Origin of the sequence: Novosphingobium panipatense, from assembly GCF_900182875.1 — a bacterium.
GTDB classification, from domain to species: Bacteria; Pseudomonadota; Alphaproteobacteria; order Sphingomonadales; family Sphingomonadaceae; genus Novosphingobium; species Novosphingobium panipatense.
Map to the genome: position 1 here is coordinate 413303 of NZ_FXUI01000003.1, position 13129 is coordinate 426431.

The 13129-nt window shown below is 65.8% G+C and carries 16 protein-coding genes and 1 riboswitch; of the genes, 9 read left to right on the plus strand and 7 right to left on the minus strand.

Annotated elements, in window-relative coordinates; genetic code table 11:
* Genes QOL62_RS07350 through crtY form a run of 3 tightly spaced genes read right to left on the minus strand, consistent with a single transcriptional unit; the run spans position 1 to position 3109 of the window.
* Positions 1 to 438: a hypothetical protein gene (locus QOL62_RS07350; RefSeq protein ID WP_283405759.1), complete on the minus strand. Its 438-nt coding sequence runs from the start codon at positions 436 to 438 to the stop codon at positions 1 to 3.
* Positions 435 to 1913, minus strand: a complete 1479-nt coding sequence (locus tag QOL62_RS07355; protein ID WP_283405760.1) for a phytoene desaturase — start codon at positions 1911 to 1913, stop codon at positions 435 to 437. Before QOL62_RS07355 ends, QOL62_RS07350 begins: the two co-directional genes overlap by 4 nt.
* Positions 1910 to 3109, minus strand: a complete 1200-nt coding sequence (gene crtY, locus QOL62_RS07360; RefSeq protein ID WP_283405761.1) for a lycopene beta-cyclase CrtY — start codon at positions 3107 to 3109, stop codon at positions 1910 to 1912. Before crtY ends, QOL62_RS07355 begins: the two co-directional genes overlap by 4 nt.
* A 62-nt stretch (positions 3110 to 3171) precedes the next feature.
* Between crtY and QOL62_RS07365 the strand changes: the two genes are divergently transcribed.
* From QOL62_RS07365 to creD, 3 genes are all read left to right on the plus strand, one after another.
* Positions 3172 to 3744 carry a GNAT family N-acetyltransferase gene (locus QOL62_RS07365; RefSeq protein ID WP_283405762.1) on the plus strand — a complete coding sequence of 191 codons (573 nt, stop codon included), beginning with the start codon at positions 3172 to 3174 and terminating at the stop codon, positions 3742 to 3744.
* 91 nt (positions 3745 to 3835) lie between these two features.
* Positions 3836 to 4681: a MipA/OmpV family protein gene (locus tag QOL62_RS07370; protein ID WP_233203712.1), complete on the plus strand. Its 846-nt coding sequence runs from the start codon at positions 3836 to 3838 to the stop codon at positions 4679 to 4681.
* Positions 4682 to 4764: 83 nt separating this feature from the next.
* Positions 4765 to 6216, plus strand: coding sequence for a cell envelope integrity protein CreD (gene creD, locus QOL62_RS07375; protein ID WP_283405763.1), 1452 nt, complete (start codon positions 4765 to 4767; stop codon positions 6214 to 6216).
* Here the strand turns inward: creD and QOL62_RS07380 are convergent.
* A complete protein-coding gene (locus tag QOL62_RS07380; RefSeq protein ID WP_283405764.1) occupies positions 6213 to 6803 on the minus strand; it encodes a uracil-DNA glycosylase family protein in 591 nt (196 codons plus the stop codon). The genes creD and QOL62_RS07380 overlap by 4 nt on opposite strands.
* A gap of 57 nt (positions 6804 to 6860) precedes the next feature.
* Entirely contained in the window at positions 6861 to 7481 is a 621-nt protein-coding gene (locus tag QOL62_RS07385) for an SOS response-associated peptidase family protein (RefSeq protein ID WP_283405765.1), read from the minus strand.
* Positions 7482 to 7524: 43 nt separating this feature from the next.
* Positions 7525 to 7636, plus strand: a riboswitch (TPP riboswitch).
* Between the two features lie 61 nt (positions 7637 to 7697).
* Between QOL62_RS07385 and thiC the strand changes: the two genes are divergently transcribed.
* From thiC to QOL62_RS07400, 3 genes are all read left to right on the plus strand, one after another.
* A complete protein-coding gene (gene thiC / locus QOL62_RS07390) occupies positions 7698 to 9557 on the plus strand; it encodes a phosphomethylpyrimidine synthase ThiC (protein WP_283405766.1) in 1860 nt (619 codons plus the stop codon).
* Positions 9558 to 9624: 67 nt separating this feature from the next.
* On the plus strand, positions 9625 to 9912 hold the full coding sequence (locus QOL62_RS07395; RefSeq protein WP_283405767.1) for a hypothetical protein: 288 nt from the start codon (positions 9625 to 9627) through the stop codon (positions 9910 to 9912).
* Positions 9909 to 10661 (plus strand): DUF72 domain-containing protein, encoded by a 753-nt coding sequence (locus tag QOL62_RS07400; protein ID WP_283405768.1) that lies wholly within the window; start codon positions 9909 to 9911, stop codon positions 10659 to 10661. The genes QOL62_RS07395 and QOL62_RS07400 overlap by 4 nt, the downstream gene beginning before the upstream one ends.
* Before the next feature lie 39 nt (positions 10662 to 10700).
* On the opposite strand, the gene QOL62_RS07405 is transcribed toward QOL62_RS07400, so the two are convergent.
* On the minus strand, positions 10701 to 11330 hold the full coding sequence (locus tag QOL62_RS07405; protein ID WP_103727593.1) for a twin-arginine translocation pathway signal protein: 630 nt from the start codon (positions 11328 to 11330) through the stop codon (positions 10701 to 10703).
* 191 nt (positions 11331 to 11521) lie between these two features.
* On the opposite strand from QOL62_RS07405, the gene QOL62_RS07410 reads away from it, so the two are divergent.
* The 3 genes from QOL62_RS07410 to QOL62_RS07420 all read left to right on the plus strand — a co-directional run bounded on the left by QOL62_RS07410 (position 11522) and on the right by QOL62_RS07420 (position 12664).
* Positions 11522 to 11839 (plus strand): YciI-like protein, encoded by a 318-nt coding sequence (locus QOL62_RS07410; protein WP_103727594.1) that lies wholly within the window; start codon positions 11522 to 11524, stop codon positions 11837 to 11839.
* Positions 11836 to 12216 (plus strand): DUF4440 domain-containing protein, encoded by a 381-nt coding sequence (locus tag QOL62_RS07415; RefSeq protein ID WP_283405769.1) that lies wholly within the window; start codon positions 11836 to 11838, stop codon positions 12214 to 12216. Before QOL62_RS07410 ends, QOL62_RS07415 begins: the two co-directional genes overlap by 4 nt.
* A gap of 88 nt (positions 12217 to 12304) precedes the next feature.
* Positions 12305 to 12664, plus strand: coding sequence for a hypothetical protein (locus QOL62_RS07420; protein WP_103727596.1), 360 nt, complete (start codon positions 12305 to 12307; stop codon positions 12662 to 12664).
* Here the strand turns inward: QOL62_RS07420 and QOL62_RS07425 are convergent.
* Positions 12661 to 13128 (minus strand): hypothetical protein, encoded by a 468-nt coding sequence (locus QOL62_RS07425; protein ID WP_283405770.1) that lies wholly within the window; start codon positions 13126 to 13128, stop codon positions 12661 to 12663. The genes QOL62_RS07420 and QOL62_RS07425 overlap by 4 nt on opposite strands.
* Position 13129 lies beyond the last annotated feature (1 nt).

Consider the following 13129-nt stretch of genomic DNA (forward strand, 5'->3'; position numbering starts at 1 on the left):
TCAGTCAACTACCTTGATGTTCACCAGCGCGCCTTCGGGAAGGTCACGCGTTTGCCGGGCGATCTCGCCCGTGATCTGGATGAGGCGGACAAAGTCGATCCGCACCAGGTTCTCCTCGCGGTAATCACCGGCGACGAGGGCCTGTGGCGTGAGGCTGTAGACTTCGCCCAATGCGGGCGGCCCTAGCCGCTTTCCCGCCGCATCGACAAGAGCATCCGCGCGCCAGATGGCTATTGTTTCAGCCCGATCCATGTGCGCCCGTGCCGCGTCCTCGTTTCCGAGTGCGGTGACCTCGCCAAGATCGGGGTCGACGTAGTGATAGGTGCCTGCTTCATCCACGACCAGCATGTGCCCCATCAGGCTGTGCGCGATCACCTCCGCAAAGGCCACACCCGTCCACGCCCAGGCGGCGTTGAGGGCGATGACCTCCCGGGTCACCGCAGATCCTCCAGCATGAGCCGAGCGGTCGCCTTGGCGCTGCCGACGACGCCGGGAATGCCTGCGCCGGGGTGAGTGCCGGCGCCCACAAGGTAGAAGTTCCTCAGCTTGTCGTCCCGGTTGTGCCCGCGGAAGAAGGCGCTCTGCGTCAGGATTGGCTCAAGGCTGAACGCATTGCCGTTCCACGCGCCAAGGTCTTCCACGAAGTTGGGCGGTGCGTAATGGAAGCGGGTGACGATCCGATCCTCGATATCGGGGATCAGGCGGCGGCCCACTTCGGCGATGACCCGCTGTTCGAGGATCGGCCCGACTTCGTCCCAGTCGATCGGGAGCTTGCCCATGTGCGCGACCGGAATAAGCGCATAAAACGTGCTCTTGCCCGCGGGCGCCATTGAGGGGTCGGTGACGGTCGGATGGTGCAGGTAGATCGAGAAGTCGCGCGGCAGCACGCCGTTCTCGAAGATGTCGTCGAGCAGGCCCTTGTAGCGCGGGCCGAACAGGATGGTGTGATGGGGAATGCCGGGCCAGGTGCCCTCCACCCCGAAGTGAACCACGAAGAGGCTTGGCGAAAAGCGCTTCTTGGTCAGACGCTTCGCCATCTGCTGTCCCCGCGGCGTGTCGCGGAGCAGTGTGCCGTAGGTGTGCATGAGGTCGCCGTTGGAGGCGACCGCGTCGAACCGGTCGCGCCAGCCGCTTTCGCACTCAACCTCGGTGACCTGGTCGCCAATCGTGTGGATCTGCCGGACCTTGTCCCCGACGCGCAGCGTGCCGCCCAGCCGTTCGAACAGCGCGGCCATGCCCTGTGCCAGCTTGTTTGTGCCACCTTTGGTCCACCACACGCCGCCGTCCTTCTCCAGCTTGTGGATCAGGGCGTAGATCGCGCTTGTCGTCATCGGATTGCCGCCGACGAGCAGCGTGTGGAAGGACAGCGCCTCGCGCAGATGCTCGTTCTTCACGAAGTGCGAAACCATCGAGTAGACCGACCGCCAGGCCTGATAGCGGGCGAGGGCGGGCGCGGCCTTCAGCATGCTTGAGAAGTCCAGGAACGCCTCATGCCCCAGCTTGACGTACCCCTCCTGCCAGACGCCAGCGGAATACCGTTCGAACTCCTCGTAACCCTCGATGTCGCCCGGGGCCACGCGGGCGATCTCTCGGCGCAGGGCGCCTTCGTCGTTTGAGTAGTCGAAGGTGACGCCGTCCGTCCAGTTGAGGCGGTAGAAGGGCGACACCGGCATCAGCGTCACGTCGGCGGCCATGTCGCTGCCGGACAGCGCCCAGAGCTCGCGCAGGCATTCGGGATCGGTGACCACAGTCGGTCCCGCATCGAAGGTAAAGCCCTCCCGCTCCCAGACGTAGGCGCGGCCGCCCACCTTGTCCCGCGCCTCGACGAGGGTGGTGGCGATGCCTGCGCTCTGCAGGCGGATGGCGAGAGAGAGGCCGCCGAAGCCGGCACCGATGACGCAGGCCTTCTTCACGAGAGGCCCCCCAGGTCGGCCAGCGGGCGTCCACGACCCGTCAGGCTGGCGAGGGCCGCGCCGATCGGCACAGGCGGCTTGCCCGCCAGGATGCGGGCCATGTCTCGGGTGGTGGAACGGCTTGCGTAGAACCGTTCGATAAGACCCTCCGGCAAAATGTAGAAGCGGGCGAGCATGCGCCAGCGCTCCGGCCCTTCGGCCGCTCCGAATAGCATACGGCTCAACATTCGATAAAAGCGCCTTTCGCGCCAGTGCTGGATAGCACGGTCATGACTTGCCCTAGATAGGGCCGCTGCAGAGAGATTGTCGAGGCCGCTTACCAGCAGCGCGAAGCGCACCGCATCGGGGATCGAGTAGGACGTGAGCGGATGAAGGAGCCCCGCCCGCGTTCCTGCGCGGGGAAGGTCGGCGCCCGCAGTCCAGAAAGCGCCGAAATCCCCGTCTGCGACGACGGGCAGGACGCCCTTTTCCTCGTAAGCGACCTGTTCGACCGCCCAGCCCGAAGTAGCGGCATATTCTGCGATGCGACCGCGCAGGACGGGCAGGTCCAGATCGGGCGTATCGGAATAGTACGTGTCCTCGACGAAGATTTCGGTTTCGGAGAACGGCAGGCAATAGACGAAGCGGTAGCCGTCGAGCTGGGCGACGGTCGCGTCCATCACCACCGGGCGCGACAGGCCGTGCGGGGCGGACAGGCGCAGCGTCTGGCCGAGAAACTTCTGCCAGCCCCCGCGCATGTGCGGCAGGCCTCGGCTCCCGCGCGCGTCGATGACGGCTGCGGCTTGAAAATGCCGGCCGTCGGCCAGCGTGACCCCGCCTGAATCCGCCGCCTTGACCTCCACGCCGGTGACGATCCGCTCAGCCGGCAGCGCGGCGCGCACCGCTTTGTCCAGCATCGGGCCGGTGGCGCTTCGGTAAGGCGTGGAAAGATCCCGCCGATTGCCGGGGAAACGCACCTGATACCCGTCCCAGCGTGCCGCCACCATGGGCGCCACAAGGGCTTCGCCGCCCTCGGGCAAGTCACTGGCGAAGAACGACCAGACATGATCGCCGCCAAGCCTTTCACCCTGTTCAAAAATCTTGACGCGAACGTCGGGTCGGCGGGCCGCAAGGGCGAGGGCGATCAGTCCTCCGGCAAGTCCACCGCCGAGGATTGCAAGGTCACACGAGGCATCGTTGCCGGAAAATCGGTCCATCGTCGCGCTGTTTAGGCACTGCGAACGATTGCTGCAACTTGGCAGTCCCGGCGCTTTGCTGCATGTTCCTGATGATGACCGGGCAATTGACCATCTGCGACGCCACGTCGGGGGACGTGGCAGCACTCGCGGAAATCTTCGCGCACTACGTGGAGGAAAGCACTGCGACCTTCGAAACCGAAGCGCCTGACGCCGCCGAGATGGCGCGCCGGAGGCTGGATCTGGTCGACGGCGGCTACCCGTTCCTCGTGACCCGGGGTGCGAACGGGCGCGTCCTCGCCTTCGGGTTTGCGCAGCGTTACGGGCCTCGGGCCGGGTACCGCTACAGTGTGGAGACGACGATCTATGTCCGCCACGACTGCCTTGGCCGCGGCATCGGCAGCGCCTTGCTTCAAGCCTTGCTGACCGAATGCGAGCGGCGTGGTTTCCGGCAGGCCTTCGCCGTGATCGCGGCTTCGGAGCCCGCCTCTGTCGTCCTTCATGCGCGCGCAGGATTTCTGCCGGTCGGCACGCTGGCGGCAGCGGGGTGGAAGCACGGGCAGTGGATAGACGTGTTTCTGATGCAGCGCCGGCTCGGCGAAGGCAACGACACTCCGCCGGACGGCGCGCCCGTTATAGCCGTTACCACGCGCTGAAATATTTCTGCGCGCTGACGTATACGTCGCAGGGCTTACGCAACCGTGGGGGCGCGAATGCGTTGCCCTGTCAAATAATCAGGGGATCTTCATGCTTTCACGTCTAGCACCCAGCCTCCTCGCGGTTTGCGCTGCGCTGCTGTCGATGCCGCTTGCCGCTCAGGAGGCGCCCGAGGAGAACGTTCTCGATGGCGACCATCTGACTGTCGGCGTTGGCGCAATCTATCTGCCAAGCTACCGCGGTTCTGACGATTATCGCGTGCAGCCGGTTCCTTTGGTGCGGGGGCGTTTCAAGGGCATCGACATCAACCCCCGCCCGGCCGGCGTGGCGCTGGACTTCATCCCGGATGATCGCGATTCCGGCTTCGGTTTTTCGCTTGGCCCCGTCGGCACGGTCGCATCGAACCGGAACGGCGGTATCAAGGACGATGTCGTGCGCGCCGCCGGGAAGCTGGACGTTGCCATCGAACTGGGCGCTTCGGCCGGCGTGACCAAGTACAAGCTGCTTCACGAGTACGACTCCCTTACCCTGTCGACCGATGTGAAGTGGGACGTGAACGGCGCCTACAAGGGCATGACCTGGTCACCGGCGATCAGCTACGCCACGCCGCTAAGCCCCGCGCTCTTTGCGGTCCTCGCCATCAGCGCGCGTCATGTGGACGACGATTTCGCCCGCTACTACTACTCGGTGACCCCGGGGCAAAGCGCGGCGAGCGGCCTTCCGGTCTACAACGCCAAGGGTGGATGGGACAGCGCCAACGTTTCGCTCCTGACCGCCTACGACCTTTCGGGCGACGTGCGGGACGGCGGGTTCTCGCTTTTCGGCGTGGCGAACTACTCGCGCATGCTGAACGACGGCAAAGACACGCCGTTCACGTCGCTGCGCGGCAGCGCGAATCAGTGGCTTGTCGGGGCGGGCGTCGCGTACACGTTCTAAGCGCTCCGGGGGCAATCTGTGGCGGCCGGGATACGGCTCGTGCATGATCGCGGGAGACAGGGCAGACGAGCACAGGAGACCTGATGGAGCATGACAGCACGCCGCGCCGGGAACGTTCGCCCGGCATGAAACTGCTGTTCGTGGGGCTGGTGGCCCTCGTCCTGATGGTTCCGCTGCTGCTGGTCTACGCGCTCGTCTACGATCGGCAGGACCAGTCGCGCACGGCGCAGAATGCCATCAACGCCGGATGGGGCGGTCCGCAGATCCTGTCCGGCCCGGTCGTCGTGGTGCCCTTTCGTACCACGCAGACTCAGAACGAGACGGTGGATGGAAAACCGATCACCCGCGTCGCCGAGGTGGAGAAGCTGCTCTACATCTCTCCCGACAGCAATCGGGTGAAGACCCGCGTGGACCCGCAGGAGCGGCAGAAATCGATCTACCGGTCGGTTCTCTTCACTGCCAGGGTTGATGGCAAGGCGACCTTCACCCTTCCCGCCGACCTTGCGCGCTTCGGCGTCACGCGGGAGCGGCTGATCTGGGAGCGCGCGGAGGTGCGGGTCGGAACCTCGGACGCGCGCGGCCTTACCGCCGGCGGATCGCTCACCGCCAACGGTCGCCCGCTTGAAGTGCAGCCCGGCAAGGGCCCCGCCGCGTCGGGCGGGCAAGGCTTCTTCGCGTTCCTGCCCTGGGACGGTGCCGGCACGCTTCGCATCGGATATGCGCTGGAAGTGCGGGGCAGCGGCGGGATCAGCCTTGTCCCTCGCGGCGGGCAGACGCAGTGGGAGGTCACCTCCAGCTGGCCGAGCCCAAGCTTCTCCGGCTCGTTCCTGCCGGACCAGCCGCGAGTTTCCGATGCGGGGTTTTCCGCGCGTTATCGGATCGACAAGCTCGCTCTGGGCCAACCGCCCGTGGCGATGGAAGATGTTGGCTTCCCGGTGCGCGGGAACGACGGCGTGCAGATTGAGCTGACGGACACGCGCAGCGCCGCGTCAGGCGGGATGGCTTCCGGCGGTGCGCCCGAAGTCATCGGCGCTCCGGGGCGGGTGGTGAACGTCGATCTCGTAGAGCCGGTCAACCTCTATTCCAAGGTCGATCGTTCCGTGAAGTACGGGTTCCTGTTCATCGGCTTCACTTTCCTCGCCTTCTTCCTGTTCGACGTGGTGGGCGGTGCGCGCGTGGCTCCGGTGGAGTATCTTCTCACGGGCGCGGCGCTGGTGCTGTTCTTCGCACTGCTGCTGGCCTTCGCCGAAGTGATCGGCTTCACGCTCGCGTACATCCTCGCAAGCGCGGCGGTGATCGGGCTTCTCACCGCATACAGTGCCGCTGTGTTGAAAAGCTGGAAGCGAGGCCGCTTCATCGGCGCGCTGCTGGTCGGGCTCTACGCGCTGCTTTTCGTCCTCCTCAATCTTGAAGCGTGGTCGCTTCTGATCGGTTCGGTGCTGCTGTTCGTCGCACTCGCAGGCGTGATGTACGCGACGCGGCAGGTGGACTGGGTTTCAGTCGGGCGGCCCCGCACAGCCGCACCTTCGGCCTAATCCGTGCCGAGGACCTGCGCAACACGGCGGCGCAGGTCGGGCAGGACGTTCGCTTCGAACCAGGGATGCTTCGCCATCCAGATCCGGCTGCGCCACGCCGGATGGGGAAGCGGGAACAGGCCTTCAGGCGCCGCGCGCCACTGGCGCACCGCTTCGGTCAGGTTGGGCGCGAAGCCACGCGGGAGGTAGCGCTTCTGGGCATACTGGCCGACCAGCAGGGTCAGCCCTATGTTCGGCATCTGCGCGAGGAGGGCTGCGTGCCAGCGCGGCGCGCATTCGGGGCGGGGCGGCTTGTCCCCGCCGCTGGCCTTGCCGGGATAGCAGAAGCCGGAAGGCATCTGCGCCACCTTGGACGTGTCGTAGAACGTCGCCTTATCCATCCCCAGCCAGTCCCGAAGCCGGTCGCCGCTGTCGTCGTTCCAGCCGATGCCGCTGGCGTGGACCTTGCTGCCGGGCGCCTGTCCGATGATGAGGAGCCGCGCGGCGGGGCTGGCGGCAACGAAGGGACGAGGCTCGAAGCCGAGCGCGTTCTGACACAGGCGGCAGGAGCGGATCTCGCCGAGCAGGCTGTCGAGAGAGGTAGCCATCGCACGCGAGATGGGTCGCGCCCCGGCCTTTGGCAACTGTCAGCCTTTTGGCGAAGGTCAGCTGCGCAGAGTCATGAGCGAGGACGAATAGGGCGCCACCAGACCTTTCGCCCTGTCCCAGCCGCCGCGCAGCCAGATTTCCTGCGCCGCTGGATCGGGGGGCAGGATCACCGGCATCGTGTCTCGGCCTTCCGCTTTGAGCGCGGCGTTTGCCGGGCAGGAGAGGAGGGCGAAGGAAGGAATCTCGCTGTCCTTCCACACGGCTGCCATGGCGAAGACCGGCTGATCGGTGCAGGCAAACCAGCATTGCCGCCGCTTGCCGTCAGCCGGCGAAGGGCGGCCCCCTTCCATGAAGGCGGTTGCGGGGACGAGGCAGCGGAATTCGCTGTTGCGCAAGTTGCCGATCCAGAACGGACTGTCGAGGTTGCGCACCGTCAGTATGCCGCGTTGTTCCTGCACGGAGGGGGGCGGTGGCACACCCCATAGGCGCGGGATCATTCGGCGCGGCGTGCGCTCGCGGGGCCTTGGCCCGGCCACGGCCTCGCGCCCGGCGGTGATGACCGGCGCGAACTGGCCCGGTGCGGCGTGCCCGCCCGACCACGGATCGTTACCGGCCTCGGCTCCGAAAAGGCGGGCAACGGCCTGAGCGGCGCCGTCCAGGCGATAGAGCATCGGCATTGCCTATGCCCCTAGACCGCGCCTTCGCCGCCGTCTATCTTCCACGCCGTCCCCGGGGAGCCAGCGAGTGGCTGAGAGTTGTGGGTATGCTCCACAAGACCCGTCGAACCTGAACCCGTTAGTACGGGCGGAGGAAGTGGAGCGTCGGGTCGAAGTCCGTCCATGGCCCGCAGTTTCGTCTCTTTTTCCGTCCCATGGAAGGAAGAGAGGCAATCCATGGCAGACATCAACAGCACGCTCGAAATCGGCGTCACCACCGGCCCCATTCGCGGATCGAGGAAGATCCACGTTGGCCCGCTCGGTGTGGCCATGCGCGAGATCCATCTGGAACCCGGCAGCGGCGAAGCGCCGGTGCGCGTCTACGACACGTCCGGCCCTTACACCGATCCCCAGGCCACCATCGACATTTCGGCAGGCCTTGCGCTCAAGCGCCGCGAATGGATCCTCGCGCGCGGGGACGTCGAGGACTATGCCGGTCGCGAGGTGAAGCCCGAGGACAACGGCCTCAGGGGGCCCGACCGCTCCGCCGGTGTCCCCACCTTCGCCAACGTGATGAAGCGCCCGCTGCGCGCGAAGCCCGGCCGAAACGTCAGCCAGATGCACTACGCGAAAGCCGGTATCATCACGCCCGAGATGGAATACGTGGCCGAGCGCGAAAACCTCGGCCGTGCGAGGCTCAAGGAATATGTGCGTGACGGGCAGAATTGGGGAGCCTCCATCCCCGACTACGTGACGCCCGAATTCGTGCGCGAGGAGGTGGCGCGCGGCCGCGCCATCATTCCGTCGAACATCAACCACCCCGAAAGCGAGCCGATGGCGATTGGGCGCAACTTCCTGGTGAAGATCAACGCCAACATCGGCAACTCCGCCGTCGCTTCGGACGTGGCGAGCGAAGTCGACAAGATGGTCTGGGCGATCCGCTGGGGCGCGGACACCGTGATGGACCTGTCCACCGGCAGGAACATCCACGACACGCGCGAATGGATCATTCGCAACAGCCCCGTGCCCATCGGCACCGTGCCGATCTATCAGGCGCTCGAAAAGGTCGGCGGCATTGCCGAGGAACTGACCTGGGAGATCTTCCGCGACACATTGGTCGAACAGGCCGAGCAGGGGGTGGACTACTTCACAATCCATGCGGGTGTGCGCCTGCCCTTCGTGCCGCTCGCCGCCAAGCGCGTGACGGGCATCGTTTCGCGCGGCGGCTCGATCATGGCCAAGTGGTGCCTGGCGCATCACAAGGAATCGTTCCTCTACGAACGCTTCGACGAGATCACCGAGATCATGAAGGCCTATGACGTCGCCTATTCGCTGGGTGACGGGTTGCGTCCCGGCTCGATCGCGGATGCCAACGACGAGGCGCAGTTCGCCGAACTCTACACGCTCGGCGAACTGACCAGGCGCGCCTGGGAACAGGACGTGCAGGTCATGATCGAAGGGCCGGGCCACGTGCCGATGCACAAGGTCAAGGAGAACATGGAAAAGCAGCTTCAGGCTTGCGGCGAAGCGCCGTTCTACACCCTCGGGCCGCTCGTCACCGACATTGCCCCGGGGTACGACCATATCACCAGCGGCATCGGCGCGGCCATGATCGGCTGGTACGGCACCGCGATGCTCTGCTACGTCACGCCCAAGGAGCACCTGGGCCTGCCGGATCGCGACGATGTGAAAGTTGGCGTCGTCACGTACAAGCTGGCCGCTCACGCCGCCGACCTCGCGAAAGGCCACCCTGCGGCCAAGGTCCGCGACGATGCGCTTTCCCGCGCGCGGTTCGAGTTCCGCTGGCGGGATCAGTTCAACCTTAGCCTCGACCCCGATACGGCGGAGCAGTACCATGACCAGACCCTTCCGGCAGAAGGTGCCAAGTCCGCGCACTTCTGCTCAATGTGTGGGCCCAAGTTCTGCTCGATGAAAATCTCGCAGGAAGTGCGCGAGTTTGCCGCGAAGCAGAACCAGCCGGTTGAGACCTTCGTGGCCGCCGAAGACGCCGAGGCGGGCATGGCCGAGATGAGCAAGGTCTTCAAGGATACCGGCGGCGAACTCTACATCGGCTCCAACGGACGCGAGCACGATTGACGACAGGTCCCAAGCCGATCACCCTCGTCACTGCGCAGCCCGCGCCCGCAGTGACGAGGATCAGGCAATGCACCGGAACCCGGCCGCCGACTGGATGAAGCTGGCCCACGACAGCTACTGGCTGGGGGTGGAGAGCCTCACGGTCATCGGGCTGCGCACGTTCGACATCATGACGGGACAGGGCAGTGGGCGCGAGAACCGGCTCATGGTCACGGAGAAGGTCCGTGCCGCCGCCACGGCGGGGATGATGCTGGCGGCAGGCGGTGGGTCGGCCACAAGCACGGGCAAGGCCGTGCGGCATTACCGCCGAAAGGTTGCCGCCAATCGCAAGCGGCTGACGGGGAAGAATCGGTGACCGTGCACATCGGAGTTGGCGGCTGGACCTATGCACCATGGCGCGGCCTCTTCTACCCAGAAGGCCTGCCGCACGCTCGCGAACTCGCCTACCTTGGCGAGCGGCTGACCGCGACGGAGATCAACGCGACCTTCTACCGCCGTCAGAGCCCGGCCAGCTTCGCCAAATGGCGCGACGCGGTGCCGGATCATTTTCGCTTCGCCGTCAAGGGCAGCCGTTACTGCACCACGCGCAGGAATTTGGCCGAAGCGGGTGAGGGCGTGGCGAACTTCATGGCTCAGGGGCTCGTCGAACTTGGCCCGAAGCTGGGCCCGATCAATTGGCAACTTCCTGCAGCGAAGGCGTTCGATCCCGATGAGATCGGCGCGTTCCTGGCCCTGCTGCCTACACGGCAGGAGGGCATGATTCTGCAACATGCGATCGAAGCGAGGCACGAAAGCTTCGATGATCCTGCCTTCTTTGCATTGTGCCGCAAGGCGGGGGTCGCGGTCGTCCTTGCCGATTCGCCAAAATACGCCGCTCTGAATGCGACCGAGGGCGCCCCCTTCATCTACGCCCGTCTGCAGAACGCCCGCGCCGAGCTGGAGCAGGGCTACGCCGAAGGTGAACTCGAGGCCTGGAAGGAGCGCATCGGAGCCTGGACCGTCGAGGGGCGCGAGATTTTTGCGTTCTTCATCAACGGGGCCAAGGAGCGAGCTCCCGCTGCGGCACTGGCGCTGCTGGGTAAGCTGGCGCTGCAGGGTGCCTGACGTGTCCGCAGCCCCGTTCGCAGCGTGGCTTTGCCAGATTTACGCGCCAGCCTTCTGCGCCGCCACGAGAGCATCCCAATCCTTCCACGCGATGGCGCGGCCGGGGTAGGCCACCCTGGCGAAAGGCCAGTCTTCGGCGATCCAGGCCGTCACCCAGCTGTACAGCCGCGTGTCGAACCCGGCGTCGTATTCGGCCTTGGTTACCCAGAGCCTCACTACGGCGTCGTAGCCGTCGACCGGGCTGGGCGACACGTACACCGAGCCCCGTTCCCGCTTTCCGTCCGGCGTCAGGACTGCGTAGGCGAAGGATTTGCGCTCCCGGAAGCGAGTCTGCTCGTTCTCCATGTCGCGCATCGCGTCAGCGGCGGAAAGGTTGGCATGGGGCCAGTCCGTGCTGCGCGTGAAGGTCGCCTGCAGATGCTCGATCGAGGACATGTACGCGGCGAAGTCCACATCCACCACGTCAGGGCCGAGCGGCACGAGCTTAAAGCTGTCGGCCTCCGCCTGTGCCGGAACGACGAAGTCGGAGGGAACAAGGGCGGGCGTACCTTGGCCGGGCCCGGGGGACGTTGCCTCGGACGCCGTTGCGGAGGCTTGGGCGAAGGCCGATCCGGGGGCCATCATCAGCATTGCCAGCGACAGGCTGACGCCTGCGATCTTCAGAATCATCCGGTGCGCTCCCACGGTCGATCGTGACCGCTGTGCATTGAGAGCAATCCTGCCTCGCTGGCCTAGATGCCGTTGGTCCATGGGCGGCATAGACCCGATCTATGGGCTCCCGCGCGCTGTGCCTTCCAGATCCGGTGGATGGTTGAAGGCAGGGCCTTTCCGGGGGGCGCAGCGCGCGCCATGATCCCTGTATGAACCATTATCTGCTCATCTATCACCTAGCCCCGGGCTATCTCGAACGGCGTGGCGCATTGCGTGACGCACATCTCGAACACGCGTGGAGAGCCTGCGAACGTGGCGAGATGCTTCTGGCGGGGGCTATCGAAAATCCGCTGGACACGGCGATGCTGCTCTTCGCAGGGCAGGGGCCAGAGGTGGCGGAGGCCTTTGCGGTCGCCGATCCCTATGTGAAGGAGGGCCTTGTCGAACGCTGGAACGTGCGGCGGTGGATGACCGTCGCCGGTGAAGGCGCGGCATCTCCGCTGCGGCCGGGTGTGGAGGGATTATGACGGAACTCGCCGTCCGGGCCCGACGCGCCGCCTTCAATCGCGCCATTGCCGACGGTGACGCGGCCGCGATCGGACCTTTGCTGGCAAAGGACTGTGTCATGGTGACCGGCAGCGACAGTGCCGTGATTGCTGGCCGCATGGCGCAGGTAAAGATCTGGCGGCGGGAATTCGGCCATGCCGATCGCCTGATCTACCAACGGACGCCTGAACATGTCATCGTTTCGGCGGTTGAGCCGGTCGCAATGGAGCAGGGGCACTGGCATGGGACGGCTGCCGGCTCGCCGCAGCCGGGGGCCTCGGGAACTTATGCGGCCAAGTGGCGCGAGATGGCGGGGGAGTGGGTCATCGAGGCGGAGGTCTTCGTCACCCTTGGATGAAAATCTTTCCCGCGCGCCGGACTTCGACTAAGGAGCGCCGCAACCCGGCTCGCCGGTCGAGCGTCCGGGCTTTTCCCGAGGATGTGCGATGTTCGGCAGCGGACCGCCGGAGCGTGTGCAAAACCTGCGCACGGGCGAAGGACGAGGACGTGCGCGGATGAAGCAGGATTGCGCCACCCGGGACTTGCTGGACGAGGCCGGCAAGCTTTGGGCGGAGGCCGGATCGGTGATCGCGATGCGCACGGCACGCATCAATCGCTGCGATGCCGATGCGGGGACCGAGATGGTTCGCATGGTGACCGAAAAGGTTTGGGCTGGCTGGGAACTCGGCATTGCCTTTGCCATGGGGCAGCTTGGCCACGATCCGGAGACGGTATGCCGCCATATGGTGTCGCATTACCGCCGCGAGGTCCGCAAGAACCTGCGGCGCCTGTCCGCTAACGATTAAAGGGCGGTTTCGGCCGCGAGCACGTCCTGCGCTGCATCGGCCGCACGGTTTGCGGCAGCGGTGGCGGCGTCGCCCGCGCCCCCGACCCTGCCTGTCGGAGGCGGAACCGGGCGCGCGGGTGGCATCGGCTCACTCAGCCGCTTCGGCGGCTCCCCGGCATGGTAGGCGAAAGGGCGGTTGTCTTCCGCCGCGGGGTCCGGCTCATAGTCCGGCGCCTCCAGATCTTCCGGGGAGTAGGCCAGCCCGTCCGCACCGCCTTCGGCCTGAAAAGGCCATTGCGCGGTGCCAAGGACGAAAGCTCCCTCGTCGCTATCAGAACCCGCGTCCGGCTGCGCGACCGGCGGAGGGGAGAGGCTCTCTTGCGCATCGGGGAGGCGCGTGATCGCGCCTGTCGTCAACGCGGCGAAGGCGGCACCCGCAAGCCCGCCGCCCATCAGCAAAAGAACAAATTTGCCCGCAGCCATC

What these genes read in the sequence shown, in the direction of transcription:
- crtY (WP_283405761.1), bottom strand. Translation starts at nt 3,109, where the DNA reads ATGGACCGATTTTCCGGCAACGATGCCTCGTGTGACCTTGCAATCCTC.
- QOL62_RS07365 (WP_283405762.1), top strand. Translation starts at nt 3,172, where the DNA reads ATGTTCCTGATGATGACCGGGCAATTGACCATCTGCGACGCCACGTCG.
- QOL62_RS07370 (WP_233203712.1), top strand. Translation starts at nt 3,836, where the DNA reads ATGCTTTCACGTCTAGCACCCAGCCTCCTCGCGGTTTGCGCTGCGCTG.
- creD (WP_283405763.1), top strand. Translation starts at nt 4,765, where the DNA reads ATGGAGCATGACAGCACGCCGCGCCGGGAACGTTCGCCCGGCATGAAA.
- QOL62_RS07380 (WP_283405764.1), bottom strand. Translation starts at nt 6,803, where the DNA reads ATGGCTACCTCTCTCGACAGCCTGCTCGGCGAGATCCGCTCCTGCCGC.
- QOL62_RS07385 (WP_283405765.1), bottom strand. Translation starts at nt 7,481, where the DNA reads ATGCCGATGCTCTATCGCCTGGACGGCGCCGCTCAGGCCGTTGCCCGC.
- thiC (WP_283405766.1), top strand. Translation starts at nt 7,698, where the DNA reads ATGGCAGACATCAACAGCACGCTCGAAATCGGCGTCACCACCGGCCCC.
- QOL62_RS07395 (WP_283405767.1), top strand. Translation starts at nt 9,625, where the DNA reads ATGCACCGGAACCCGGCCGCCGACTGGATGAAGCTGGCCCACGACAGC.
- QOL62_RS07405 (WP_103727593.1), bottom strand. Translation starts at nt 11,330, where the DNA reads ATGATTCTGAAGATCGCAGGCGTCAGCCTGTCGCTGGCAATGCTGATG.
- QOL62_RS07410 (WP_103727594.1), top strand. Translation starts at nt 11,522, where the DNA reads ATGAACCATTATCTGCTCATCTATCACCTAGCCCCGGGCTATCTCGAA.
- QOL62_RS07415 (WP_283405769.1), top strand. Translation starts at nt 11,836, where the DNA reads ATGACGGAACTCGCCGTCCGGGCCCGACGCGCCGCCTTCAATCGCGCC.
- QOL62_RS07420 (WP_103727596.1), top strand. Translation starts at nt 12,305, where the DNA reads ATGTTCGGCAGCGGACCGCCGGAGCGTGTGCAAAACCTGCGCACGGGC.
- QOL62_RS07425 (WP_283405770.1), bottom strand. Translation starts at nt 13,128, where the DNA reads ATGGCTGCGGGCAAATTTGTTCTTTTGCTGATGGGCGGCGGGCTTGCG.